Consider the following 25,127-nt stretch of genomic DNA (forward strand, 5'->3'; position numbering starts at 1 on the left):
GGCACCCATGACCACCAACACGACCCCCACCACCCCCGCCACCCCCACCACACCCGACCCCGACACGCCCAGCACAGCCGAGTCGGGGACGCCCAGCACAGCCGGGCCCGGGCGGGGCGGACTCGAGGTCAGGGGCGGGCTCGACATCACCGGCCTGCACAAGGCCCTGGGCGGGCGGACCATCATCGACAGCCTTGACATGAGCGTCCAGCCGGGCGAGCTCGTCTCCCTGCTCGGCCCCTCCGGGTGCGGCAAGACCACCACCCTGCGCATGATCGCGGGCTTCCTGGCCCCCGATGCGGGATCCATCAAGGTCGGCGGCCGCGAGGTCGTCCACCTCGGCCCCGAGCAGCGCCCCAGCGCCATGGTCTTCCAGAACTACGCCCTCTGGCCCCACATGACCGTCGCGAAGAACGTCGCCTTCCCGCTCAGGCTCCGCAAGCGGCCCAGAGCAGAGATCGCCGAACGCGTCGACGCGGCCCTGGCCCTGGTGAACCTCCTGCACCACCGGGACTCGCGGCCCGCGCGGATCTCCGGCGGGGAGCAGCAGCGCACCGCCCTGGCCCGCGCGCTCGTCCAGGAGCCCGAGCTCCTCCTCCTGGACGAGCCGCTGTCCAACCTGGACGCGAAGCTGCGCGTGAAGGTCCGCGAGGACATCCGCGAGATCCAGCAGCGCCTGGGCATCACGACCCTGATCGTCACCCACGACCAGGAGGAGGCGATGTCGATGTCGGACCGGATCGCGGTCATGAACGCCGGCCGGATCGAGCAGTTCAGCACCCCCGCCCAGCTCTACAGCACCCCCGCCACCGAGTTCGTCGCGACCTTCATCGGCAGCCTCAACCGCCTCCAGGGCCGCCTCCAGGACGGCCGCATCGTCCCCGGCACCGGCGTGGTCGGCATCCGCCCCGAAGACGTCCTCTTCACCCCCGACGGCCCCGACGCCGCCAAGCACAGCACCGGCGGCGAGGGGATCCCCGCCACAGTCCACCGCGTCGTCCCCCGCGGGCACTTCGCCGAGGTCCACCTCACCCGCGACGACGCGAGCCTGCGCAGCTACGTCACAGGCAACCCGCCCCCAGTCGGGACACAGGGCCACGCCCGGATCACCAAATGGCTCACCTTCGAAGACGGCAAGCTGGCCACCACGGGGGACGGCGCGTGAACGACGCAACGTCGCCCACGACGGCCGCCGCGCCGCTGGTGACCGCGCACCGCGGAGACGTGGAGCAGCACCGCGAGAACACCCTCGCCGCCGTCCGGGCGGCCGTCGAAGCCGGCGCGGACTTCGTCGAGGTCGACGTCCGGCTCACCCGCGACGGCTACGCAGTGCTCCTCCACGACCCCACCCTCGAGCGGATGTGGGAGGACCCGCGGGACATCGGGGACGTGGACTGGGCGGACGTCGCGGCCCTCGGCCGGGGCGAAGGCAAGGACCACCGCATCCCGCTCCTCTCCGACGCCCTCGACCTCGTCGCGGGCACCGGCTCGGTGCTGCTCATCGACATGGACGAGCCCGGCCCCGCCCAGGCGAGCGTCGCCGTCGTCCGCAGTCATGCCCAGGACGCCCGCGCAGCGGGCACCGAACCCGCCCGCGTCGCCTGGTGCGGGAACCTCGAGGCCATGACGATCGTGCGTGGCCTCGACACGGACGCGAGCGTGTGGCTCCCCTGGAACCGCCGCGACCTGCCGCCGGCCGAGCTCCTTGCACGGCTGCGCCCGCACGCCGTCAACTCCGACTACGCCGTCCTCAGCCAGACGCTCGTCGACGCCGCCCACACCGCCGGCGCACTCGCGGCGTGCTGGACCGTGGACACCGAGGACGGCATGCGCTGGGCACTAGCCCTCGGCGCCGACGCCGTCACCACCAACCGCCTCTCCGTCCTCCGGACCGTCATCGCCGAAGGCCGCGCCGCCTGGGAAGCCGCGCCTCATCCCAGACACCTGGCCAGCGCTGAGCTCGCGGCGGCAGCCGCCGTGGCCCACGAGCTGGCCCTCTGGGCCATCGAGCACACCCGCCAAGCCAACCTCGGCGTCATCTCGACCAAGGCCAACCCCGCCGACCACGTCACCGAGGTGGACCTCGCGGTCGAGCAGCACGTCCGCCAGGTCATCGCCGCCCGTCTCCCCGGCCACCTCGTGGTCGGCGAAGAACTCGGCGGCACCCCGGCGCCGGGTGTCCCATGCTGGTACGTCGACCCGGTCGACGGGACCGCGAACCTCGCCAACGGCATGCCCTGGACCGCCTTCTCACTCGCCCTCGCCATCGACCACGAGCCGCTCGTCGCCGTAGTAGCCGACATATGGCGCGGGAACGTCCTCGCAGCCGTCGCCGGCTACGGCGCCGAAGCCGACGGCGACCGCCTCGACCTCTCCGACGGGGCGGGGATGCACGACGTCGCGTTGCCGGGGGACGCTGTGGTGGGCCTCGCTGGCACCGTGGTCGCCACTGAGCTCCTGGGCCACCTGCCATGGCCGGGCTTCGCCGCGTTCCTTGACGAAATGTCCCGGCGGTTCTGCACGGTGCGTGTCATGGGCTCCGGGACGCTCTCGCTCGCAGGGGTTGCCGTGGGGCGTGGCGCCGGCGGCGTCGTGGCGCGGTTCAGCCCGATCGACCATCTGGCCGCGGTCCTCATCGTGCGCGAGGCCGGAGGGGTCGTCCTCGACGAGGATGGCCGCCCGACGGCGTGGCCAGAGTCCGGAGGCGTCCTCGCGGCGCGGCCCGAGCATGCTGCCGAGCTGCACGAGGCATGGACTGCGGCATTGCGCGCCGATCTCGAGCCCGCACGTGTGGACTGACCCACCGCGGGACGGGAGCGTCTCCGCGGAGGTCGCCACCTGGACGCGGCGCACGCGCTTCGAACTTGTCCGCCGCGTCTAGCTGCCGTTCGCGACCCACCATCCTCAAGGCATGACCCTCGCGGCCGGCCGGGTGTTCCTCACGACCGTCAAGGTCCTTGATCCCCCGCATCCGCTGGCCGGCGCGGATGGGGACCCGTCCCTCCGCGTAGCTGGCCACGGTCGCTCTCACCGGAGCCCGCCCCGGGAACGCTTTACGGGGCAATGAGCGGATCCTCCGGACGACTCGAGCGCCCAGTCGTCGGGACCACCCCGCAGCAGGGTGGGCTCAGGGGACCCGTTGCCTGGAAGCAACGGGTCCCCGTCACACGCCCGTGACAGCCATTCGTCAGGCCGCAAGCCGTGTGCCGTTCATGGAGCCCCAGCCCTTCACGTACGGCGCGCGGCGATAGGCCAGCTTCTGGCCGTCAGCGGACGGGTCTACGCCGTCGCGGACACCCTTGCGCGACGACGGCTCAGGGCCAACCCCGTCCCGAGGCCGGCTCCGAGGCCGAGGCTCAGGGTCAGGGCTGCCAGCAGCAGGGTGAACGTGAGCGTCATGGTGCCGCTCGTTTCCTGCGAGAGCGACGCAAGGCAGGCTTCTGGTGCCGCGCCGCCTTGGGTCGGTGCCTGCGCTTGCGACGCAGCGTACGCCTGAGTCTGCGTAGCCGCTGGCGTCCACGAGGCAGCCAGAGGTCGAGCCACTGCAGACGTGCCTGCGTTGCCGCCGGGGGCGAGTGTCACGTAGACGACGAAGACAGCACGAGCGCCGTCAGTGCCGGGCGCGCTGGCTGCACGGGGCATCCCTGAGGTGCTGGGCATGCCCGAGGTGCCGGGTGTACCCGAGGAGCCCGGTGTACCCGAGGCGCCACGAGTGCCGGTCGTGCCGCAGTCGCCCGCAACCATCGCGGCTGGTCCGCCGAAGCCCGCGGAAAGCGGCAGCGCGAGGCACACCTTCGGGTTCGTCGCGACGTCGACGCCGCCAACCAGGCCGGTCCCCGTGCCGGTGCCAGTGCTCGTGGTGAGCGTGGTGGGTGCGGTGAGGGTGACGGCGGGGTCGGTGGCTGCGCTGAGTGCGCCTGTGGACCCGCCGACCTGGCCGGTCCCTGTGCCGGTGCCAGTGCTCGTGGTGAGCGTGGTGGGTGCGGTGAGGGTGACGGCGGGGTCGGTGGCTGCGCTGAGTGCGCCTGTGGATCCGCCGACCTGGCCGGTCCCTGTGCCGGTGCCAGTGCTCGTGGTGAGCGTGGTGGGTGCGGTGAGGGTGACGGCGGGGTCGGTGGCGGCGCTGAGTGCGCCTGTGGATCCGCCGACCTGGCCGGTCCCCGTGCCCGTGCCAGTGCTCGTGGTGAGCGTGGTGGGTGCGGTGAGGGTGACGGCGGGGTCGGTGGCTGCGCTGAGTGCGCCTGTGGACCCGCCGACCACGCCGGTTGCCGGGGTTGAGCCGGGGCTGGTCACCGCGCCCGTGCCAGTGCTCGTGGTGGGTGCGGTGAGGGTGACGGCGGGGTCGGTGGCGGCGCTGAGTGCGCCTGTGGATCCGCCGACCTGGCCGGTCCCCGTGCCCGTGCCAGTGCTCGTGGTGAGCGTGGTGGGTGCGGTGAGGGTGACGGCGGGGTTGGTGGCGGCGCTGAGTGCGCCTGTGGACCCGCCGACCACGCCGGTTGCCGGGGTTGAGCCGGGGCTGGTCACCGCGCCCGTGCCAGTGCTCGTGGTGGGTGCGGTGAGGGTGAGGACGGGATCTGTCGTGGCGGTCAGTGAGCTGACGGTTACCGGGGTGACGATCACGCCGGACTGCGGATCGGTTGGGGTCGTGGCCGCAGTTGCGGCGGCGTGGCCGAGGCCCAGCAGGCCTCCCGCGACCAGAGTTCCGAGCATGGCTCGGCGCACATAGATGTGCATGGTTCTTCTCCTGACGAGGTGATGGGGGCGCCTGTGGCGCCGGGGAACGAGTGTCTGCGCAAGGGCAGACCTGTCCCCTCCTAGTCGGGAGTCGACCCGGGATCGAACGAGGGCGAGGCCGGTAGGCGCGTGGCCGCGTGGCCCAGTCGGCCGCCTGCGCGGCTCAGGAGCATGAGCGAGAAAGCGCTCGCGCCCAAGGCGGTGGCGGCACCGGAGCCGCCTCCCGCACCGGAGGGCGAGCTCTCACCCGAGGTGGGAGCAGGGGCTGGCGCAATGACGGGATCCCGGGGAAGGTCCGGCCACCCGCTGCCCGTGCCTGAAGCGACCATCGCGGCGCCATCGAGGACAAAGGCACCGGCCATTGCCGGGGGAGTGGGGCGTGCGGTTGCGGCCGCGGACAGCCCAGCTTCGCCCGCGAGCGGGTCCTGCCTCATCGGCTCCCCGGCGGGTGAGTCTCCGCCGGGGTGGTCAAGAGGCGTGGATGCCGCTGGTGCAGTGTCCATGAAGATGTCGGCTAGGCCGGGAACCGGCCGCGCGGGCGCCGGAGCGGTCGTGGTCTCGAGGACTTGACCCACGGGCTGTGCGACTGGGGCGAGCGCGTCCCCTGTTCCTTGGGCAACCGAGCCCACCGTGCCTCCGACAGCTCCCACCGCTTCTACGGCCAAGCTCGTGGTGCCCTCCACGACGGGCGTGATCACTGGCGCGAGGGGTGAGGCCGGTCCACCGGTGAGTGGCGCCACGGCCGTGGGCGCGGCCCCGGCAAGCGAGGTGGCCGTCGACGTCGTCGTGCCCGTGAGGCCCGCGAGGGTGCCGCCCGGATCCGAGGCGAGCGCCGCCGTCGTGGCAGGTACCGAGCTCATGGGTCCTGAGGCGGTGGCCGAGGGTGCGGGCGCAACGATGCCGCCCACGAGGTCTCCTGGGGAGGGAATGGCGGCGTTCGCTGGGGCGCCCGAAAGGAGAATCCAAGCGGCTCCGAGGCCAGCGGCCGCGGCCGCGTGGCGGGCAACGGTGAGGGCGCGTGCGCGCCAGCGTCCACCAATGCGCATGGGTTCCCTCCTCCCCAAGGCAAGCCGCCGCCCCGCGGCGGGCTGTTCAAGCCTCATGCTAGGCGCGCTCCGAGTTCGGGTCCAGAGCTGGAGGACTTTGTCAGTGGATTTCGTCGTTCGGGTAGCGGATGCCGAGCTGCCGCCGCACGCCGTCGAAGAGGCGCATCGTGTCCACTGTGTGCTTCCATGGCATGGTGGGGCTCTCGACGACGCCCTGCTGGATGCAGCGCACCACCTCCCGCAGCTCGTACACGTAGCCCCGGCCCACTACGTCAATCGTCTCGGTCCGCGCCGGGTCCCATCCGCGGCGCACCACGAGCTCCGTGGGGTTGTTGATGCTGCCGACGCTCGTGAGGACTCCCTCGGTGCCGGCCACCGTGGCGGTTCGGGGCCCGTGGGCGACGAACGAGGAGATGAGGGTCGCGAGCTGCCCGCCGCTGTACGAGAGGGTGAGGGCATTCTGCTCGTCCACGCCATCCTCGTTGAGGCTCCCGACGGCCGTCAGGGAGTCGGGGAAGCCGAGCGCACCCACGGCCCACAGGAGCGGATACACGGTCAGGTCCAGCAGCGCCCCGCCGCCTGCGGACACGTCCCAGATGCGGCTCTGCGGGTCCTTGGGCGCCGGGAAGCCCAGATCAGCGGAGACCCATTGGATCTCGCCAAGATCGCCAGATTCGATGATGTCCAGCGCCCTGAGCATGCCCGGCACGAACCTGCTCCACACGGCCTCCATGAGGAAGAGGCCCCGCGCCGAGGCGAGGTCCACGAGCGCCTGCGCCTCATGGGCGTTGACGGTAAAGGCCTTCTCGACGAGCACGTTCTTCCCGGCCTCGAGCGCTGCCTTCGCCACCTCGAAGTGCTGTCCGTGCGGAGTGGCGACGTAGACGACGTCGATATCAGGGTCCTGCACCAGCTGCGCGTACCCCGGAGTCGCCCCCTGATCGGCGTACGTGTGGGCCGCACCGAATTCGCGGGCGAAGGCGAGGGCGGTCTCGTGGTGCCTCGAGCTCACAGCATGCAGGGAGGCATCGGGCAGGAGGGACAGGTCGCGCGTCACGGTCCGGGCGATGCCGCCCGTCGCCACGACGCCCCAGCGGACCGTGCGGCCCGTCGGCTCGAGCGGGTCATCGGACGGCTGCAGTGAGAGCCACGGGCGCTGGATGTGACGCGTCATGCGCCCATCCTTCCACGCCCCTGGCGACACCATGCCGATGCGAGGAACGGAGGGTTGCGTGAGGCGAGCCTGCCCTCGCTGGACGGCGCGTGGCAGGACGGGCAGGATCGGACCATGGGGATCCTCCGTCTCGTGCGCGCCTATCCGCTCGTCATCGCCGCCATCATCGTCCTCGCGCTCTCGCTGCTCCTGGCCGGGATCGGGCAGGGCGAGGCCGCGCAGCTCGTGGCCAGCATCTTCGCGGGAGGCGTGGCGGCCTGGACGTTCGTGGGAATGGTGCGGGAGATCCTTCGGGGGCATTGGGGACTCGACCTCCTCGCTGTCACGGCGATCGTCGCGACCCTGCTCGTAGGGGAGTACGTCGCTGCGGTGATCATCGTGCTCATGCTCTCGGGCGGTGAGGCGCTTGAGGACTACGCCGCGGGGCGCGCGAAGCGGGAGCTCACGGCTCTTCTGGACCGGGTGCCGCGCACCGCACACCGACGCCTCGCGGACGGCACCGTGGAGGACGTGCCGCTCGAGGATGTGGCCCCCGGTGACCTCCTCGTGGTCCGTCCCTCCGAGGTGGTCCCTGTTGACGGCGTGCTGGAATCTGGGGCGGCCTCGTTCGACGAGTCCTCGCTCACTGGGGAGAGCCTCCCCGTGGATCGCGAGGCGGGGGAGAAGGTCCTCTCCGGCTCGGTCAACAGCACGACGGCGGCGCTGCTCCGTGCGAGCGCGACGGCCGCGGACAGCCAGTTCTCCCAGATCGTGGCTCTCGTGCGCGAGGCTTCCGCTAGCCGCGCCCCGGTGGTGCGCCTCGCCGACCGGTATGCCGTCCCGTTCACAGCCTTCTCGCTCGCGCTCGCAGCCGTGGGCTGGTGGCTCTCCGGCGACCCACGGCGGTTCGCCGAGGTGCTCGTCGTCGCGACCCCTTGCCCGCTGCTCATCGCAGCCCCCGTGGCGTTCATGGGCGGCATGAGCCGCGCGGCGAAGAACGGGGTGATCGTCAAGGGTGGCGCCGTCCTCGAGCTGCTCTCGCGGGTCAAGACCGCCGCGTTCGACAAGACGGGAACGCTCACCCGTGGTCGTCCCGAGCTCGTCTCAGTCCGCCCCGAGCGCGGGTTCGACGCCGCGGAGCTCCTAGCGCTCACGGCCTCGGCTGAGCAGTACTCCACTCACGCGCTCGCCTCATCCATCGTCGAGGCGGCCGTCGCCCAGGGTGCCGAGCTGATTCCAGGGTCTGGCGCCGAGGAGGCCGCAACGAACGGCGTGCTTGCACAGCTCGAGGACCAGCGGGTCCTCGTGGGCAAGCGCGCGTTCGTGGGCGCTGAGACCGGGCGCGAGATCGCAGAGCCGCCGCTCGAGCCGGGGGAGCTCGCCGTCTACGTGGCAGTGGACCGGGCGTTCGCGGGCGTCGTCGTGCTTCGCGACTTGCCCCGCCCCGAAGCGAAGGCGACCCTCGCCAGGCTCGCCGAGCTCGGTGCGCGGCACACGGTCATGCTCACGGGCGACGGCGCTCGGACCGCCCGCAGCATCGCCGACCAGCTGGGGGTCTCTGATGTGCGGCCCGAGCTGCTGCCGCTGGACAAGGTCGAGATCGTGCGGGCGGCGGCGCCTCGGCCCGTGCTCATGGTCGGCGACGGCGTCAACGACGCTCCGGTCCTCGCGGCCGCGGATGTCGGCATCGCGATGGGTGCGCGCGGCTCGACGGCTGCGAGCGAGTCCGCCGACGCCGTTGTCCTCGTCGACGACATCTCGCGGACGGCGACCGCCGTCGAGATCTCCCAGCACACCGTCCGCGTTGCCCTCCAGTCGATCTGGCTGGGCATTGCGCTCAGCGTGGGGCTCATGATCGTGGCGCTGACCGGTGTGCTGCCCGCGGTTGCCGGCGCGCTCCTCCAGGAGGCCGTGGACCTCGCGACCATCCTCAATGCGCTGAGGGCGGTCCGCGGGGGCCGCCCGGCCGTGCGCGTGTCCGTGGAAGCCACCAGCCATCCCGTCAGGCTGCCCTGACCGGTCCTGTCGCAGCGCGGCGAGTGCAGCGCGACGGCGGCCGCCCCGGCGAGGGGACGGCCGCCGTCGTCAGTGCGGAGCGGGGCTACGGCGTGATCGTCGCCAGGAATACGTCCTCGTCGGGACCGGCCGCGCCGCTGTTGCGCGTGTCTGCCCAGACCGCGTGCACGAGGTTCGAGCCGGGCGCCGTCGAGGCCGCGATGCTCGAGTAGTCCCCGAGGAAGCCCCTCTGGCTCGCGTTGGCCTGCGGGCTCGGGTACGCCTGACCGTCGCTGACGCTGCGGTAGGCGGAGAAGCTGGTGGCACCCGCCGCGCGGGCGCGCAGCCCGTAGCCGAACGTGCCGCCGCCGACGGCTGTGGCGCTGTAGGGGTTGGCGTTGTAGAAGCTGACCGCCGTCGTGCCCGTCCGGGTGACGGCTACGGACGGCTGGGACAGTGCTGCCCCGGTGACGCCGTCGAGGACTGTGCCCCCGCCCGCCGCGTCGGTCCACGTCCGGCCGCCGTTGGTGCTGTCCGAGACCACGACGTTGTACGTCCCGCTCGCGTCCGCGGCATGACGACTGTCCTGCCAGACCGCGACGAGGTGGTTGGGGTTCGTGGGATCGACCGCGACTGCCGGGTAGTCGTTGGTCCTCACGTTGAGCGACTTCACGCACTCCTCCGGGCCTCGGCCGAAGTCGCAGAGCGCCACATGGCTCTCATCATCCTGGCCGACCTTCACAACCGGGCCCATCGTGCCGTCCGTGTTGATGCGACGGCCGAGCTGCTGGTTGAGCGCGGTCGGCGTGTTGCCGTTGCTCCACACGACGAAGACGCTTCCGTCGCTCGGGTCGACCACAGGCATGCTGCCCTGATCGAAGTTGCACGCATCTGCGGCAGCCTTCTTGTCGAATGTGTTGCCGCCGGTGCACAGGGGGGAGGATCCGCTGACGTTCGCGATCGGGGACCACCTCTGGCTCGTGGCGTCCCACTTCGAGTAGAAGATCTCGGAGCTGCAGTAGGCGCCGGGGTTGTTGCCCGTGGAGCACTTCTGGTCGGAGTTGAACACCGTGAAGGTGACGTAGACGCTTTTCTGACCGGTACGCGGGTCGCCAGCCATGAACTGCTTGTCGTAGAAGGTGTGGCCGTCGTTGGCCTCGGCGACGACGAACTTCGAGGCGCCCGCGCCCACGTTCGCGTAGGCCGATCCCTTGAGCGCCGCGGTGGACGGGACAGCGAGGAGCCCTGTGGCGTTGCTGTTGACGTCGAAGACCACGCAGGAGTACCAGGCGACACCCGCTCCGTTGAAAGTCACGTTTGGGTCGCTCGCGGCGTCGTAGGTGTGGCCCGTGCCGGGATTCAGGTGCTGGAAGAACGGAGGGAGCCCGTCGCCGAACGTGGCCCCCTGGTCCAGTGAGTAGTCGAAGCCGCAGTGGTTGAAGCCGATGCGGCTGTCGTTCTGACCCACGATGACGTTGGTGGGGTCGAGGGGGTTGACGGCCACCTGCTCCTCGGCCTGCCGGCGCGCGGTGCAGTCCTGGTTCACCCTGCGGTTCGTGGGGGAGCCCCGGTTCGCGCAGCCGAGCGCGGACACGGCCGCGTCGGGAGGAAGGTCGGAGGACGCCGCAGACTGCGCATCGGCACCCAGCGCCCGCTCCTCGTCGAAGGTCACCTCCGTGCCGCCGGAGACGTGGGGAAGGGCCTTGCCGTTGTCGAGGTGGCCGTGGGCCTTCACGTCCAGACTCGGGTTGACTGCCTGGGCGCTGCTGACGAATCCGGCGCTCAACGACAGGGTTCCGACCAAGGCGACAACGGCGAGAGCACGACGAGCTTTCATTTCCGGTCCAATCGATAGGTCTGACGGGGGCCAAGAGCAGTGACAGTGTCCGTCCGCAGGATTGGGGCTGTAAAGACGCCAGCCGCCGCCTCCGGAAGAGGCGACGGCTGGCGTGGTGGTTCGGTGCAGGGTCCTACTGGGTGAGCTTGCTCAGCGTCGGATCGTTCGCGTAGGCGTCCTTGGCGTTCGCCTTCGTGACGATGACCGGCGGGAGCAGGAACGCGGGGACGACCTTGGTGCCGTTGTTGTATGACTTGTCGTCGTTGACGTCCGGCGTCTGGCCAGCCTGGAGCTTCTTGACCATGTCGATCGCCTTGTTCACGAGGTTGCGCGTGTCCTTGTTGATGGTCGAGTACTGCTCGCCCGCCATGATCGACTTGACCGACTCGACCTCGGAATCCTGGCCCGTCACGACCGGGATCGGCTTGCCAGCGCTCTTCACCGAGGTGATGATGGCGCGGGCAAGGGTGTCGTTCGGGGAGAGCACGCCGTCGAGCGTCTTCGCGTTGTAGCTCGACGCGAGGAGGGTGTCCATGCGCTTCTGGGCGTTCTCAGCCTTCCAGCCCTGGGTCACGGCCTGGTCGAAGGACTTCTGACCCGAGACGACGTTGAGTGTGCCGTCGTCGATCTTCGGCTGCAGGACGCTCATGGCGCCGTTGAAGAACACCTTCGCATTGGCGTCGTCCGGGGAGCCGGCGAAGAGCTCGACGTTGTAAGGGCCCGTGGCCTTCTTGGCCTTCATGCCGTCCAGGAGCGCCTGGCCCTGGAGCACGCCGACCTTGAAGTTGTCGTACGCCACGTAGTAGTCCACGTTCGGGGTGTTCAGGAGCAGGCGGTCGTACGCGATCACCGTGGCGCCTGCCTGCTTCGCCTGGGCGAGCTGGGTGCCGAGCTGCGATCCGTCGATGGCGCCGACGATGATGACCTTGGCGCCCTTCGTGACCATCGCGGAGATCTGGTTCTGCTGCTCGGAGACGCCGCCGTTCGCGAACTGGACGTCCGCGGTGAAGCCGGCGCCCTTGAGCCCGTCGTTGAAGAGGCCCTCGGCGAGGACCCAGTTCTCCGACGTCTTCTGCGGGAGCGCGACGCCGATCTCGGAGTTCTGCGCGAACCCGGCAGCGCCGCTGCTCGAGCCGCTTGATCCGCTGTCCGAGCGACCGCAGGCGGTCAGCGCCAGTGCTGCGATCGCAGCAATGGCTGCTGCCTTTCCTGCCTTGCCAAACTTTCGCATGGTGTTCGCTTTCTGTGGTTCTTCTCTGGTTTCCTGTGGGGAAATCGGGGGTGGTGATGGGCGACGGCGCGTGGCCGCCGCCGTCGTCAGCTTTCCTTGGCGAGGACTTCGCTGGTCTTGGTGGTCTCGTCCGGGCGGGAGGGCTCGCTCCTGGAGCTGTTGCGCAGGAGGAGGCCGATGATCGAGCGCTTGCCCTGGGACTTGTTGTAGACGTCGAAGGCGACTGCCGCGAGGAGTACGAGGCCCTTGATGATGGCGGTGCGGTCCGCGCCGATGCCCAGGAGCTGCAGTCCGTTGTTGAGCACGGCCATGACGAGGCCTCCAACGATCGAGCCGATCACGGTGCCGACGCCGCCGGTGACTGCCGCGCCGCCGATGAACACGGCCGCGATTGCGTCGAGCTCCCAGCCGGTGCCGTCGAACGGGCCGGAGGCGGTGGAGCGGGCCACGAAGACCATGCCGGCGAGGGCCGCGAGGATTGCCATGTTCATCATGACGAGGAAGTTGACCTTCTTGGACTGCACGCCGGAGAGCTCGGCCGCGTGCCGGTTGCCGCCGACGGCGTAGATGTGGCGGCCGACGACTGTCTTGGCGGAGATGAAGCCGTAGATGAGCACGAGGACGCCGAGGATGATGCCCGGGACCGGGAAGGAGGTGCCGGTGCGGCCTGTGGCGAAGAGGTACGTCGCGTAGAGGATGGCCGCGCAGATGAGCACGAGCTTCGTGATGCTCACCCACAGCTCGGGGACCTCGGCGCCGAGCTCCTTGGCCTGGCGGCGGCCGCGCACCTCGAACCAGATGACGGCCGCGGCCCCGATGAGCCCGAGGAGGAGCGTCAGGTTGTTGTACCCGAGCTTCGGGCCGATCTCGGGCAGGTAACCGGCGCCGATGTACTGGAAGTCCGTCGGGACGGGGACCGTGTTGGACTGGCCGATGAACTGGTTCACACCGCGGAAGATGAGCATGCCGGCGAGCGTGACGATGAAGGCGGGGATCCCGACGTAGGCCACCCAGAAGCCCTGCCACGCGCCGATGAGCGCGCCGATCGCGAGGCCAAGGACGATCCCGACCCACGTGGGCAGGTGCCAGTCGCGCATCGTGATGGCCACGATGATGCCCACGGCCGCGGCGATCGAGCCGACGGAGAGGTCGATGTGGCCCGCGATGATCACGAGGACCATGCCGATCGCGAGGATGAGGATGTACGAGTTGCCGTTGAAGAGGTTGATGACGTTGTCCGGGGTGAGCGTGAGCCCGCCGGTGAGGATCTGGAACAGGACGATCAGGGCCACGAGGGCGAAGATCATCCCGAATTGGCGGGTGTTGCCGCCGAAGAGCTTCTTGAGGGCGTCCATGATTGGTCCTTCGTTCTCTCAGGCTGCCTTGCGGGCCTGGGTCATGAGCTTCATGAGGCTCTCCTGCGTGGCCTCTTCCTTGGTCAGGACGCCGGTGATCGCGCCCTCGAAGATCGTGTAGATGCGGTCGGAGAGCCCCAGCAGCTCGGGGAGCTCGGACGAGATGACGATCACGCCCTTGCCCTGGCTCGCGAGGCGCTGGATGATCCCGTAGATCTCGTACTTCGCTCCGACGTCGATGCCGCGGGTGGGCTCGTCGAGGATGAGCAGCTCGGGATCGGTGAACATCCACTTGGCCAGGACCACCTTCTGCTGGTTGCCGCCCGAGAGCTTGGCGACCCCCTCGTCGACGTTCGGCGTCTTGGTCCGCAGCGACTTCCGGTACTCTTCCGCGACCTTGTACTCCTGGTTGCGGTCGACGACGAGGCCGCGGGTGATCTTCTTCAGCGCTGCCGAGACGGTGGTCGTCTTGATGTCGTCCAGCAGGTTCAGGCCCAGGGTCTTGCGGTCCTCGGTCACGTAGCCCAGCCCGGTGTCGATGGCCTGGGCGACGGTGTGCATCTTGACCTCCTTGCCGTGCATGAAGGTCTGGCCGCCGAGGAACTTGCCGTAGGAATGGCCGAAGATGCTGCGGGCGAGCTCCGTGCGGCCGGCGCCCATGAGCCCGGCGAACCCGACGATCTCGCCCTTGCGGACAAAGAAGTTGGAGCCCTTGCAGACGAGGCGGTCCGCGATGACGGGGTGCTGGACGGTCCAGTTCCTAGCCTCGAAGAGGACCTCGCCGATCGTGGGGGTGTGGTCGGGGAAGCGGGACTCGAGCGTGCGGCCGACCATGCCCTTGATGATCCTGTCCTCGTCGACGCCGTCGCGCTTGACGTTGAGGGTCTCGATCGACTTGCCGTCGCGGATGATCGTGATCTCGTCCGCGATCTGCTCGATCTCGTTGAGCTTGTGGGAGATCATGATGCTCGTGACGCCGCGGCCCTTGAGGCCCACGATGAGGTCGAGCAGATGCTGCGAGTCCGCCTCGTTCAGCGCGGCAGTGGGCTCGTCGAGGATGAGGAGCTTGACCGACTTGTTCAACGCCTTCGCGATCTCCACGAGCTGCTGCTTGCCGACGCCGATCTCCTTGACCTGCGTGTCCGGATCGTCCTTGAGGCCCACCCGGGCGAGCAGCTCGATGGAGCGCTTGCGCGCTTCCTTCCAGTCGATCACTCCCCGCTTGGCCGGCTCGTTGCCCAGGAAGATGTTCTCCATGATGGACAGCTCGGGGATGAGCGCGAGCTCCTGGTGGATGATCACGATCCCGGCCGCCTCGCTTGCCCGGATGTCCTTGAACTCCTGCGTCTGGGACTGGTAGACGATGTCGCCCGAGTAGCTCCCGTAGGGGTAGACACCCGAGAGGACTTTCATGAGCGTGGACTTGCCCGCGCCGTTCTCGCCGCAGATCGCGTGGATCTCGCCGGCCTTCACCTTCAGGGTCACATTCGAGAGCGCCTTCACCCCGGGGAATTCCTTGGTGATGGACCGCATCTCGAGGATCACAGGTTCGTTCGGCTCCATGTGCCGCTGGCCTCCTGGTCATCAAACACGAACTTCATTGTCCGGCGGCCTTGGAGCGGCGCCGTCTGAGTAGAAAGTAAACAAGCCTTCGGGGCTTGTCGTCAAGGCTTTAACGCAATCTATACCCGGATCGTTGTCTTCCGGGTCACCATTCCGCCTCAGGTATGGCGTGCGATGTCCGCGTTCTGGAACACGAGCGCGGCGGCGCCGAGGACCTCCGCGCGGGCGCCGAGTGCCGACATCGCGACGGTCGTCGTCTCGCCGATGAGCGGCACGGCATGGCGCAGGAGCCCGCGCCGGATCGGCTCGAGGAGCAGCTCCCCGAGCTCGGCCAGAGGGCCACCGATGACGATCACCTCGGGATTGATCAGATTGGCCACGGCGCCGAGCGCGCGGCCGGTCGCCAGCCCGGCGTCGTCGAGCACCCTCAGTGCGGCGGGCGAGCCCCCGAGGGCGCGGTGCACGATGTCGTCGGGGGTGAGGGGCTCAGGTTCACCGCGGCTCAGGAGCTCGGACATCGTGGTGGTCGAGGATACCGTCTCGAGGCAGCCGCGGTTGCCGCAGCGGCACATGAGCCCGTGCTCGGAGATGGTCATGTGGCCGATCTCGCCGGTGACCCCGACGTGCCCGTAGAACAGCGCGCCGTCGAGGATGAGGCCGGCTCCGATCCCCGAGCCGATCTTGACGAACATGAGGTTCGAGACCCCATTGTGCGGGCCCCACGTGATCTCGCTCAGAGCGCCGAGATTGGCGTCATTGTCTACGAAAACCGGGAGTCTGAGCCGTTCCTCGAGGTGGGAGAGGATCTGGAATCCGACCCATTCCGGGAGGATCGCGCCCTGGACCACGGTTCCCGTCCGGTGGTCGATCGGCCCGGGGATCCCGGCCCCGACTCCGACGATGTCCTCGCGGCGCACGCCGGTCTCCGCGATGAGGCGGTCGAGGACGTCGACGGCGGCCGTGATGCTCACGTCGGCCTGATGCCCGAGCGGCAGGCTCATGCTCTCCTCGGCGAGCACCTCGTAGGCGAGATTGGCCAGGACTACGCGGAGGTGCCGGCGTCCGAAGTCTATGCCGACGGCGACCGCCGAGTTGCTGTTGAGCCGCACCCTCAGGGCGCGCCGGCCCGAGCTCGTCGTCGGCTCGGTCGCGACCACGCTGGCATCGTGAAGGACCTTGACGATGTTGGAGACGGTCGCCGTGGAGAGCCCGGTGTGCCGGGACAGCTCAGCCTGGGTGGCGGGCCCGGCCATGAGGGCCTCCACGATACGCTGCTCGTTGAGCTTGCGGAGAGCAGACTGGGAGCCCGGATTGCCGGCGCCGCTCGTCATCGAGCGCAGGGTGGAGACCATGCCCTACAGCTTCTACCCGCCCACGGCTTGTCGTCAAGAAATTAACGCAACCGAGGACTTCGGGCCCCGTTTACCTACTGGCCACTAGTCTGGGCGCATGAGCCTAGTCATCGAGTTCGGGGGCGTGGCCCCGGACATCCATCCGAGCGCGTTCGTGGCGCCGACCGCGTCGATCATCGGCGACGCGCATCTGGCCGAGCGGTCGAGTGCCTTCTACGGCGTCTCGGTCCGCGCGGACACCGCGACGATCACCGTCGGCGCCGGCAGCAACCTCCAGGACAACGTGGTCCTGCACGCGGATGCAGGCTTCCCCTGCACGGTGGGGGCTGGCGTTTCAGTTGGCCACAACGCCGTCGTGCACGGATGCACGGTGGGGGACAACGTCCTCGTGGGCATGAGCGCGACCATCATGAATGGAGCCGTGATCGGAGCCGAGTCCCTCGTCGCGGCCGGCGCCGTCGTGCTTGAGGGGACGCAGGTGCCTCCTCGCTCCCTCGTGGCCGGGGTGCCGGCCAAGGTGCGACGTGAACTCACGGACGACGAGGTCGCGAGCCTCTACCGCAATGCCTCGCATTACGTGGACCTCGCCCGTGCCCACCGGCAGGCCAATCCCCGCTGACTCACCATGCCGCCGAGGTCACCCCGTGTGGGGCCGAGGTCACCGGGTGTGCGGCCGAGGTCATCGCGTGTGCGGCCGAGGTCACCGGGTGTGAGCGCGAGGTCACCCGGTGTGCCGCCGATATCGGGTCGCGAGTAGCACACGACGGCGATCGGTCGCTTCAGGCGGCCATGGCACCGACGTGGCCACACGCCGTCGTCCGCCCGGCCCGATGGAACAAGCGCCAGCACGGGCTGTCCTGGACGGGGTGCCGGGCCGGGTGACTTCGGCGCCAGACGGGGTGATTTGGGTGCCAGATGGGGTGACTTCGGCGCCACACGGGGTGACTTGGGCGCCACACGGGGTGACTTGGGCGCCACACGGGGTGACTTCGGCGCGAACGCCCAACTGCTAGGGGAAGACGACCGTCCGGTGCCCATCGAGGAGCACCCGGTGCTCGGCGTGCCACTGCACGGCGCGGCTCAGGGTGCGGCCCTCGACGTCGCGGCCCAGCTGGACGAAGTGCTCCGGAGTCCGAGAGTGATCCACCCGGATGACCTCCTGCTCGATGATGGGTCCCTCGTCCAGGTCCGCCGTGACGTAGTGCGCGGTGGCCCCGATGATCTTGACGCCGCGTGCATGCGCCTGATGGTACGGCTTGGCTCCCTTGAACGAGGGCAGGAACGAGTGGTGGATGTTGATCGCGCGGCCCTCGAGTGCCCGGCACAAATCGTCGGACAGGATCTGCATGTACCGTGCGAGCACCACGAGCTCAACCCCATGCTCCTCGACCAGGGCAAGGAGCCGCGCCTCCGCCTCGGCCTTTGTCGCTGACGTGACGGGCAGATGCACGAACGGCACCCCGTAGAACTCGGCCATCGGCGCGAGGTCCCTGTGGTTGGAGACGACCACCGGCACCTCGATGGGAAGGGTGCCCGCGCGCTGCTGGAACAGCAGGTCGTTGAGGGTACGGCCGTCCTTGGAGCACATGATGAGGGTGCGCACCGGCTCGCCGCCGTTGAAGAGTCCGAGCCGCATCGAGAACGCCTCGGCGACTGGCGCGAGCGCAGCCTCGAGCGCGGGCCGCTCGGACTCCGTCTCGACCTCGACGCGCATGAAGAAGGTCCCCGTGTCGGGGCTCTCGTACTGGCGCGACTCGGCGATGTTGCAGCCGGCCTCGAGCAGCGCTCCCGAGACGGCGTACACAATGCCGGGCCGGTCAGGGCAGGAGAGGGTCACGATGAAGGTGTTCCGTTGCACGGGGTCAAGCGTACCGAGCCGCCCACGCGCGGCTCAGCTCAGGGTTCGTCGCGGGCTTCAGCGCACGACGGCGCCGGCCTCCTCGCGCTGCAGGCTGCGGACCGCGGCGATCGCCGCGGCGCGCCCGGCGCGGGTGGCCCCGACGGTCGAGGCGCTCGCCCCGTAGCCGACCAGGAACAGGCGAGGTTCGCGCACGACGCTGACGCCGTCGTCGGCCATGAGGACGCCGCCGCCCGGCTCCCGCACGTGCAGGGGCGCGAGGTGCCCGAGCGAGGCACGGAAGCCGGTGGCCCACAGGATCGCGTCGAGTTCGAGCTCGGTGCCGTCGGCCAGGACGGCCCCCGTGGGGGTGATGCGGGCGAGCGGACCGCGCGAGACGAGCACCCCCGAGCGGATTCCGGCGAGGTACTGCTCGGCCAGCGGCAGCCCCGTCGCGGCGGAGACGGACAGCGGAGGGAGGCCGGCGCGCGTCCGCTCGTTGACGCGGCGCTCGACGTCGACGCCCCAGTCAGCATCGAACGCTTCCTCGGTCCACTGCGGCGTACGCCTCGTCGACCACACCGTCTCGGCGCCGGCGTCGTGGAGTTGGAGGAGGAACTGCAGGGCGCTCGTCCCGCCGCCCACCACGAGGATGCGCTGGTGGGTGAACTCCTCGGCGGAGACGAAGTCGTGGGTGTGGAGCTGCCGGCCGCGGAACGCCTCCCGGCCGGGGTAGTGGGGCCAGTACGGCGTGTCCCACGTTCCCGTCGCGCTGATGACCGTGTCGGTGAGCCACGCGCGACCGTCGGCCGCGCGCACGAGGAAGCGGTCGCCGTCGTCCGTCGTCCCGACCGACGCGACGCGCACCGGTCGGACCACCGGGAGAGCGAACTCGCGCTCGTACTCACCGTAGTAGCGGCGCACGACGGCGGAGGCCGGCTCCTTGGGGTCCGGAGCCTCGAGCGGGAGGCCGGGGAGGGGGTGGAGGCCGTGCGCGGCGTCGAAGGTCAGGGAGTCCCAACGATGCCGCCACGCTCCGCCGGGGCCCTCGTTGGCATCGAGGACCACGTAGTCCTCCCACGGCGTGAGCCCGCGGCGGCCCAGCCAGTGCGCAGCGCTGAGGCCAGCCTGCCCGGCACCGATCACCACGGCCTTGAGGGTCTCCACCGCATCTCCTTTGTCTGACGTGTCAACTGCTTTATCCAACGCCCGGACAGTTCCGGGGATTCCCCGGCTCCGGGTTAGACTCGACACGTCGCAACTGGCGTTGGGTGGGTCACCACCGGGGAGCGGCGCACAGGGGACACCGCGGATCGTACGCCTGGGCCGAGGGTCGAGAAGCCGTGCCTTCATGCTCTGCCACGCAGTACCGGGCAGCGCTTGGGGCCGGTAGCCTGACCAGTAGCCTCCCAGCCAACGACCCCAGGAGATTCCGTGACTCCCGCCACTCCTACCGTGTCCGCCGTCAGCAACCTCCCGCTGAGCGAGGTCGATCCGGAGATCGCCGCCGTCCTCGAGCAGGAGCTCGGACGCCAGCGCAACACGCTCGAAATGATCGCCAGCGAGAACTTCGCGCCCCGCTCCGTCATGGAGGCGCAGGGTTCAGTCCTGACCAACAAGTACGCCGAGGGCTACCCCGGCAAGCGCTACTACGGTGGCTGCGAGTACGTCGACGTGGCCGAGAACCTTGCGATCGAGCGCGTCAAGGCCCTCTTCGATGCCGAGTACGCCAATGTCCAGCCGCACTCGGGCGCGCAGGCCAACGCTGCCGCGCTGTCCGCGATGATCACGCCGGGCGACAAGATCCTTGGCCTCTCGCTCGCCCACGGCGGGCACCTCACGCACGGCATGAAGCTGAACTTCTCCGGGAAGCTGTACCAGGTCGCCGCGTACCAGGTCGAACAGGACACCTTCCGCGTCGACATGGACAAGCTGCGCGAACAGGCCCTCGCCGAGCGTCCGCAGGTCATCATCGCAGGCTGGTCCGCGTACCCGCGCCACCTCGACTTCGAGGCGTTCCGCTCGATCGCCGATGAGGTCGGCGCCTTGCTCTGGACCGACATGGCCCACTTCGCGGGCCTCGTCGCGGCCGGCCTCCACCCGTCGCCGGTTCCCCACTCGCATGTCGTGACCTCCACCGTGCACAAGACCCTTGCCGGACCTCGCTCGGGCGTGATCCTGGCCAAGGAGGAGTACGGCAAGAAGATCAACTCCAACGTGTTCCCCGGCCAGCAGGGCGGCCCGCTCATGCACGTCATCGCCGCGAAGGCCGTGGCGTTCAAGATCGCGGGCTCCGACGAGTTCGCCGAGCGCCAGCAGCGCGTCCTCGACGGCGCGAAGATCATCGCGGAGCGCCTCAACGCAAAGGATGTGGCCGACGCCGGGGTGTCCGTCCTCACGGGCGGCACCGATGTCCACCTCGTCCTCGTGGACCTGCGCGACTCCAAGCTTGACGGCCAGCAGGCCGAGGACCTCCTCCACGAGGTGGGTATCACGGTGAACCGCAACGCCGTCCCGTTCGACCCCAGGCCCCCGATGGTCACCTCGGGCCTGCGCATCGGCACCCCTGCCCTTGCGACACGCGGCTTCGGCGCGGTCGAGTTCACGGAGGTCGCGGACATCATCGCGACGGCGCTCAAGGGCGGCGCTGATCTCGCCGCGCTCCGCGCCCGCGTGGACAGGCTCGCTGAAGACTTCCCCCTGTACCCGGGCCACGAGGCATGGTGACCAGGGAGATGCCAGCACAGACCGCCGTCGTCCTCGACGGGAAAGCCGCCTCGGCGGCCATCAAGGTGGAACTCGCCGAGCGGGTCGCCGCGCTCAAAGCCAAGGGTGTGGTCCCCGGGATCGCCACCGTGCTCGTGGGCGGCGACCCCGCCTCGCAACTGTACGTGGGGATGAAGCACCGGCAGTCCGAGGCGATCGGGATGAACTCGATCCAGAAGGAACTGCCCGCGGACGCGACGCAGGAGCAGGTCGAGGCGCTCCTCGACGAGCTCAACGCGGACCCCGCCTGCCACGGGTACATTGTGCAGCTGCCGCTGCCGAAGCACCTGGACACGGACGCGCTACTTACACGGATCGACCCCTCCAAGGATGCGGACGGGCTGCACCCGACCAACCTCGGGCGGCTCGTGCTCAACGTCAACGGGAAGATCACCACCCCGCTTCCCTGCACGCCGCGTGGGGTCATCGAGCTCCTGCTGCGCAACGGGTACGACCTCAAGGGCAAGCACGTGGTGGTCGTCGGCCGCGGTGTGACGATCGGACGGCCGATGCCGCTCCTGCTGACCCGTCGCGAGATCAACGCGACGGTGACGATCGTCCACACCGGCACCCCGGACATGGGCCGGTACCTGCGTGATGCGGACGTCATCGTGTCCGGGGCTGGCGTGAAGCACATCGTGAAGCCTGAGGACGTCAAGCCCGGTGCCGCCGTGCTCGATGTCGGTGTGACCCGCGAGGACGACCCCGAGGGCGGCAAGTCCAAGGTGTACGGCGACGTGCACCCGGACGTCGCCCAGGTTGCCGGCTACCTTTCACCCAACCCCGGCGGCGTGGGCCCCATGACCGTGGCGCTCCTCATGACCAATGTGGTTGAGGCCGCAGAGCGGGCAGCCGGCCTCGCCTGAACCAAGCCGCGTTGCGGAGTCAGCTCCCTGAGTTGCGGGGTCATCCACCGCGGTGGATGACCCCGCGCCCGTTTCGCTTGAGCGGGGCGCGTCCGGGAGTCACGTCCTGGGGGTCACGTTCTGGAAGTCACATGACGTGACCCCCAGAAGGTGACCCCCAGACGTTGTCCCTCAGTAGCTTCTGAGGCGGGCCGTCAGGCCTTGGCCTGGACCTTCTTGGCGGAGAGGTTGGGGGCGAACATCGTGGCGCCGGATGCCTGCTCGTCCTCGTGGTCCGGGCCGAGCGGGATGCCGCGGCGGTCGCGGAGCATCAGGACAGCGGCGATGGACACGATGGTCGCGATGAGCAGGTAGACCGAGATCGACACAGTGCTGCCGGTGGCCTGAAGGAGCGCCTGGGCGATGGTCGGCGCGAACGCGCCGCCGAGGATCGCGCCGATCGCGTAGGAGATCGATACGCCGGAGAACCGCACGGAGGCCGGGAAGATCTCGGAGTACCACGCCGCCTGCGGTCCGTACGTCAGGCCGAGGCCGACCGAGAAGAGGACGAGCCCCGTGTAGAGACCGGCGACGGTTCCCGCATTGACGAAGAAGAACACCACGAACACCATGACCGACTGGATCGCGAAGCCGATGAGATAGGTGTTCCTGCGCCCGATCGTGTCGGCGAGATAGCCTGCGGCGAGGGTCGAGAAGAACCAGACGGCCGCCGCGACGGTCACGGCGAGGAGCACCGTTGTGGGGTCCATCTTGAGCTTGCCCGTCGCATAGCCCTGGAGGAAGCCGCCGGTCGTCATGTAGCCGGCCGCGTTGTTGCCCACGAAGACGAGGGCGGCGAGGATCACGAGGTGCCAGTGCTTGCGGAACAGGGCCACGATCGGGACCTTGGTCTGCTGGCCGCGCTCGGCGATCTCAGCGAAGACCGGGCTCTCCTCGACGGAGCGCCGCACGAGGAAGCCGACCACGATGAGCACGACGCTCAGGAGGAACGGAACGCGCCAGCCCCACTCGAGGAACGCCTTTCCGGGGGAGACGAGACCCGTCATGATCGCCATGACGCCGGAGGCGAGGAGCATGCCGAGGGGCACGCCGAGCTGTGGGAAGGCGCCCGCGCGGCCTCGGCGGTCGGCCGGAGCGTGCTCGACGGCCATGAGGACGGCGCCGCCCCACTCGCCCCCTGCTGAGACGCCCTGGAGGATGCGCAGGAGCAGCAGCAGGATCGGAGCGCCGATGCCGATCTGGGCGAACGTCGGCAGGACACCGATGAGGGTTGTCGATGCGCCCATCAGGATGAGGGTGAGGACGAGCATCGACCGTCGGCCGATCACGTCGCCGAAGTGCCCGGCCAGGAATGCGCCGAGCGGGCGGAACAGGAACGAGATGCCGACGGTCGCGAAGGAGAGGAGGAGCCCGATGTCCTCGCCGGCGGGCTTGAAGAAGAGCTGGGCGAACACGAGCCCTGCGCCCGTGGCATAGATGAAGAAGTCGTACCACTCGATGGTGGTGCCGATGATGGTCGCGAATGCGACCCGTCGCTGGGTGGCCGGGCTGCTCACGGCTCTAGTGGTGGTCATTGCCTGTCCTTCGGAGTGGCATCGACTGTGATGCCTCACGGGTGCGGGGGGTGCGGTTGGGTTGGCCCGGTGGGCCAGCTGTAGGGAGCACTGCGGTGACTCTATGGTGAGCTGCCCCACTTCCTCGTGTAAACGTCAGATAATTGCGGATAAAGTTCGGCTGTACTTAAGAAGTTGGTGGCGACGAAAGGAAGCGGCAATGGCGGAGGTGACCCTGAGGCAGCTCGAGCTGTTTGCTGCGCTGCCCGACTTCGACACGCTCAGCGCGGCCGCGGTCCATCTGCACATCTCGGAGTCGGCGCTTTCGCAGGCCATCACCGGGCTTGAGAAGGCGGTAGGGGAGCAGCTGTGCGTGCGCCGCAAGGCACGCGGGCTGGCCCTGACACCCGCGGGCCAGCACTTCGCGATGCGTGCGCGCCGGATCCTGGCGGACACCCGGGAACTCGTGCTGGACGCGCGGCGGGGCGAGGACCTGCGGGGGCCGGTGAAGCTCGGCTGCTTCGCGAGCTTCGCCACGAGTGTGGTGCCCGAGCTCCTCGAGGGCTTCCCGCTCAGGCATCCCGGAGTGGACCTCGAGATCACGGTGGGGACCAACGATGACCTGCTGCCTGCGCTGGAGTCCGGCCGCCTCGACGTCGCCATCGTGTACGACATGTTCCTGCCTGCCGGGTACCGCCGTCGCGAGATCTATGCGACGGAACTCGAGGCGCACCTGCATCCGGACCATCCGCTCGCGGCGCGTAGCACGGTGGACCTCGCCGACCTCGCGGCCGAGCCGCTCATCCACTACGAGTCGAGCCCCAGCACACTCAATACCGTCGAGGCCTTCGCTGCGCGCGGACTCGAGCCGAGGATCGTCGCTCGGGTGCCACAGATCATCCTCGTCCAGGCCCTCGTGGGCCGCGGCGTCGGCTACGGCTTGCTCATGTCCCGACCCAACGTGCTTCCGGTCAGCGTCGAGGGCCGGCCTGTCGCGGTGCGCCCGCTCGATCCGTCCGCGACAGCCTCGCACGTCGTCGCCATCTGGCCAGAGGACATGGCTCTCACCCCGCGGGCTGCCGCGCTGCTCGATTACGCAGTCGAGAAGCTCGGCTGCTACGGGCACGCGGTGCAGCCCGGCAGGACGCACGACGCCGCCGGGCCGGCTACCAAGGGGACGTCGCCTCATGCGGGAAGCGGCACGAACCGCGAATAGGCCTTCAGGTCGAAAGACGGGTCCGCCAGATCAGCGGGCGACGGCGTCCGGCCGGCCTCGAGGATCCTGCGGGCGGCCAGATGGTCGCCTGGACTGTTCACGCTCTCGACAGGGAGGAGCGCCGCGCCCGGGTGGGCCCCGTCGAAGGAGAAGACGGAGAACTTCCCCGACGAGCGGTCGCCCCGGACTATGCGGTGCGCGCTGGGCCTGCCGATCCCGGCGATCTGCACCTTGGTGCGTCCCTGATGGGTCCAGAACCAGGGAAGCTCCCGGTACTCGCCGAGATCCTGCCCGAGGAGCACCGCGGCGAGGTGTCGGCCCTGATCGGTCGCGTTCTGGACGGACTCGAGGCGCACTCGGTGGCCCGCGTGCTCGCTCGGGAAGCTCGCGCAGTCGCCGATCGCGAACACGCGGGGGTCGGAGGTGCGCAGGGCGCCGTCGACCGTGATGCCGCCGTTGTCCCCGTCTACGGCCGCGCCAAGCTCGAGCCGGACGCCGTCGAGCCCGTGCCGCTCGGCGAGGAACGCCGAGACGGCGGGGGAGACGGAGCGGCGGAGAGGACGCTCGGTGGGCGCCACGACGGTGACCTCAGCACGCCACCCGGCGCGCCCGGGCGCTGAGGG

19 protein-coding genes and 1 riboswitch are annotated in these 25,127 nt (G+C 69.5%); of the genes, 7 read left to right on the forward strand and 12 right to left on the reverse strand.

Annotated elements, in window-relative coordinates; translation table 11 throughout:
* The first annotated feature begins 7 nt into the window (after positions 1–7).
* Both AB5L97_RS05935 and AB5L97_RS05940 read left to right on the forward strand, forming a co-directional pair.
* Positions 8–1,165, forward strand: a complete 1,158-nt coding sequence (locus tag AB5L97_RS05935; RefSeq protein ID WP_369046860.1) for an ABC transporter ATP-binding protein — start codon at positions 8–10, stop codon at positions 1,163–1,165.
* On the forward strand, positions 1,162–2,799 hold the full coding sequence (locus AB5L97_RS05940) for an inositol monophosphatase family protein (RefSeq protein ID WP_369046861.1): 1,638 nt from the start codon (positions 1,162–1,164) through the stop codon (positions 2,797–2,799). The genes AB5L97_RS05935 and AB5L97_RS05940 overlap by 4 nt, the downstream gene beginning before the upstream one ends.
* A gap of 480 nt (positions 2,800–3,279) precedes the next feature.
* Here AB5L97_RS05940 and AB5L97_RS05945 read toward each other — a convergent pair whose 3' ends face one another.
* The 3 genes from AB5L97_RS05945 to AB5L97_RS05955 form a co-directional block, all read right to left on the reverse strand.
* Positions 3,280–4,734, reverse strand: a complete 1,455-nt coding sequence (locus AB5L97_RS05945) for a hypothetical protein (RefSeq protein WP_369046862.1) — start codon at positions 4,732–4,734, stop codon at positions 3,280–3,282.
* A gap of 80 nt (positions 4,735–4,814) precedes the next feature.
* The gene (locus tag AB5L97_RS05950) at positions 4,815–5,780 is read right to left on the reverse strand and encodes a hypothetical protein (protein ID WP_369046863.1); all 966 of its coding nucleotides are present in this window, start codon (positions 5,778–5,780) and stop codon (positions 4,815–4,817) included.
* A gap of 100 nt (positions 5,781–5,880) precedes the next feature.
* On the reverse strand, positions 5,881–6,954 hold the full coding sequence (locus AB5L97_RS05955) for a Gfo/Idh/MocA family protein (RefSeq protein ID WP_369046864.1): 1,074 nt from the start codon (positions 6,952–6,954) through the stop codon (positions 5,881–5,883).
* A 54-nt stretch (positions 6,955–7,008) separates the two neighbouring features.
* On the opposite strand from AB5L97_RS05955, the gene AB5L97_RS05960 reads away from it, so the two are divergent.
* The gene (locus AB5L97_RS05960) at positions 7,009–8,949 is read left to right on the forward strand and encodes a heavy metal translocating P-type ATPase (RefSeq protein WP_369046865.1); all 1,941 of its coding nucleotides are present in this window, start codon (positions 7,009–7,011) and stop codon (positions 8,947–8,949) included.
* 85 nt (positions 8,950–9,034) lie between these two features.
* Here the strand turns inward: AB5L97_RS05960 and AB5L97_RS05965 are convergent, their stop codons facing one another.
* The 5 genes from AB5L97_RS05965 to AB5L97_RS05985 form a co-directional block, all read right to left on the reverse strand.
* Positions 9,035–10,765, reverse strand: coding sequence for a hypothetical protein (locus AB5L97_RS05965; RefSeq protein ID WP_369046866.1), 1,731 nt, complete (start codon positions 10,763–10,765; stop codon positions 9,035–9,037).
* Between the two features lie 133 nt (positions 10,766–10,898).
* Positions 10,899–11,996, reverse strand: a complete 1,098-nt coding sequence (locus tag AB5L97_RS05970; protein WP_369046867.1) for a substrate-binding domain-containing protein — start codon at positions 11,994–11,996, stop codon at positions 10,899–10,901.
* A gap of 86 nt (positions 11,997–12,082) precedes the next feature.
* A complete protein-coding gene (gene mmsB, locus AB5L97_RS05975) occupies positions 12,083–13,351 on the reverse strand; it encodes a multiple monosaccharide ABC transporter permease (protein WP_307957109.1) in 1,269 nt (422 codons plus the stop codon).
* Positions 13,352–13,369: 18 nt separating this feature from the next.
* Entirely contained in the window at positions 13,370–14,914 is a 1,545-nt protein-coding gene (mmsA, locus tag AB5L97_RS05980) for a multiple monosaccharide ABC transporter ATP-binding protein (protein ID WP_369046868.1), read from the reverse strand.
* Positions 14,915–15,072: 158 nt separating this feature from the next.
* Positions 15,073–16,266: an ROK family transcriptional regulator gene (locus AB5L97_RS05985; RefSeq protein WP_307957111.1), complete on the reverse strand. Its 1,194-nt coding sequence runs from the start codon at positions 16,264–16,266 to the stop codon at positions 15,073–15,075.
* A 97-nt stretch (positions 16,267–16,363) separates the two neighbouring features.
* Between AB5L97_RS05985 and AB5L97_RS05990 the strand changes: the two genes are divergently transcribed.
* Positions 16,364–16,885, forward strand: coding sequence for a gamma carbonic anhydrase family protein (locus AB5L97_RS05990; protein WP_369046869.1), 522 nt, complete (start codon positions 16,364–16,366; stop codon positions 16,883–16,885).
* A 390-nt stretch (positions 16,886–17,275) separates the two neighbouring features.
* On the opposite strand, the gene purU is transcribed toward AB5L97_RS05990, so the two are convergent.
* Together purU and AB5L97_RS06000 are read right to left on the reverse strand one after the other, a co-directional pair.
* Positions 17,276–18,124: a formyltetrahydrofolate deformylase gene (gene purU / locus AB5L97_RS05995; RefSeq protein ID WP_369046870.1), complete on the reverse strand. Its 849-nt coding sequence runs from the start codon at positions 18,122–18,124 to the stop codon at positions 17,276–17,278.
* A gap of 57 nt (positions 18,125–18,181) precedes the next feature.
* On the reverse strand, positions 18,182–19,270 hold the full coding sequence (locus tag AB5L97_RS06000; RefSeq protein WP_369046871.1) for an NAD(P)-binding domain-containing protein: 1,089 nt from the start codon (positions 19,268–19,270) through the stop codon (positions 18,182–18,184).
* Positions 19,271–19,350: 80 nt separating this feature from the next.
* A riboswitch (ZMP/ZTP riboswitch) is annotated at positions 19,351–19,437 on the forward strand.
* 100 nt (positions 19,438–19,537) lie between these two features.
* Here AB5L97_RS06000 and glyA point away from each other — a divergent pair.
* Positions 19,538–20,830 (forward strand): serine hydroxymethyltransferase, encoded by a 1,293-nt coding sequence (gene glyA / locus AB5L97_RS06005; protein WP_369046872.1) that lies wholly within the window; start codon positions 19,538–19,540, stop codon positions 20,828–20,830.
* 8 nt (positions 20,831–20,838) lie between these two features.
* A complete protein-coding gene (locus tag AB5L97_RS06010) occupies positions 20,839–21,735 on the forward strand; it encodes a bifunctional methylenetetrahydrofolate dehydrogenase/methenyltetrahydrofolate cyclohydrolase (RefSeq protein ID WP_369046873.1) in 897 nt (298 codons plus the stop codon).
* A gap of 194 nt (positions 21,736–21,929) precedes the next feature.
* Here AB5L97_RS06010 and AB5L97_RS06015 read toward each other — a convergent pair whose 3' ends face one another.
* Entirely contained in the window at positions 21,930–23,309 is a 1,380-nt protein-coding gene (locus AB5L97_RS06015; RefSeq protein ID WP_307957117.1) for an MFS transporter, read from the reverse strand.
* Positions 23,310–23,508: 199 nt separating this feature from the next.
* On the opposite strand from AB5L97_RS06015, the gene AB5L97_RS06020 reads away from it, so the two are divergent.
* Positions 23,509–24,504, forward strand: a complete 996-nt coding sequence (locus AB5L97_RS06020; RefSeq protein WP_369046874.1) for a LysR substrate-binding domain-containing protein — start codon at positions 23,509–23,511, stop codon at positions 24,502–24,504.
* On the opposite strand, the gene AB5L97_RS06025 is transcribed toward AB5L97_RS06020, so the two are convergent.
* Complete coding sequence (locus tag AB5L97_RS06025) at positions 24,474–25,082, reverse strand: oxidoreductase C-terminal domain-containing protein (protein WP_369046875.1); 609 nt, start codon at positions 25,080–25,082, stop codon at positions 24,474–24,476. The genes AB5L97_RS06020 and AB5L97_RS06025 overlap by 31 nt on opposite strands.
* Positions 25,083–25,127: the final 45 nt, after the last annotated feature.

The sequence above is a fragment of the Sinomonas sp. P10A9 genome (assembly GCF_041022165.1).
Taxonomy (GTDB): domain Bacteria; phylum Actinomycetota; class Actinomycetes; order Actinomycetales; family Micrococcaceae; genus Sinomonas; species Sinomonas puerhi.

What these genes read in the sequence shown, in the direction of transcription:
- AB5L97_RS05935 (WP_369046860.1), top strand. Translation starts at nt 8, where the DNA reads ATGACCACCAACACGACCCCCACCACCCCCGCCACCCCCACCACACCC.
- AB5L97_RS05945 (WP_369046862.1), bottom strand. Translation starts at nt 4,734, where the DNA reads ATGCACATCTATGTGCGCCGAGCCATGCTCGGAACTCTGGTCGCGGGA.
- AB5L97_RS05950 (WP_369046863.1), bottom strand. Translation starts at nt 5,780, where the DNA reads ATGCGCATTGGTGGACGCTGGCGCGCACGCGCCCTCACCGTTGCCCGC.
- AB5L97_RS05955 (WP_369046864.1), bottom strand. Translation starts at nt 6,954, where the DNA reads ATGACGCGTCACATCCAGCGCCCGTGGCTCTCACTGCAGCCGTCCGAT.
- AB5L97_RS05965 (WP_369046866.1), bottom strand. Translation starts at nt 10,765, where the DNA reads ATGAAAGCTCGTCGTGCTCTCGCCGTTGTCGCCTTGGTCGGAACCCTG.
- AB5L97_RS05970 (WP_369046867.1), bottom strand. Translation starts at nt 11,996, where the DNA reads ATGCGAAAGTTTGGCAAGGCAGGAAAGGCAGCAGCCATTGCTGCGATC.
- mmsB (WP_307957109.1), bottom strand. Translation starts at nt 13,351, where the DNA reads ATGGACGCCCTCAAGAAGCTCTTCGGCGGCAACACCCGCCAATTCGGG.
- mmsA (WP_369046868.1), bottom strand. Translation starts at nt 14,914, where the DNA reads ATGGAGCCGAACGAACCTGTGATCCTCGAGATGCGGTCCATCACCAAG.
- AB5L97_RS05985 (WP_307957111.1), bottom strand. Translation starts at nt 16,266, where the DNA reads ATGGTCTCCACCCTGCGCTCGATGACGAGCGGCGCCGGCAATCCGGGC.
- AB5L97_RS05990 (WP_369046869.1), top strand. Translation starts at nt 16,364, where the DNA reads ATGAGCCTAGTCATCGAGTTCGGGGGCGTGGCCCCGGACATCCATCCG.
- AB5L97_RS06010 (WP_369046873.1), top strand. Translation starts at nt 20,839, where the DNA reads ATGCCAGCACAGACCGCCGTCGTCCTCGACGGGAAAGCCGCCTCGGCG.
- AB5L97_RS06015 (WP_307957117.1), bottom strand. Translation starts at nt 23,309, where the DNA reads ATGACCACCACTAGAGCCGTGAGCAGCCCGGCCACCCAGCGACGGGTC.
- AB5L97_RS06020 (WP_369046874.1), top strand. Translation starts at nt 23,509, where the DNA reads ATGGCGGAGGTGACCCTGAGGCAGCTCGAGCTGTTTGCTGCGCTGCCC.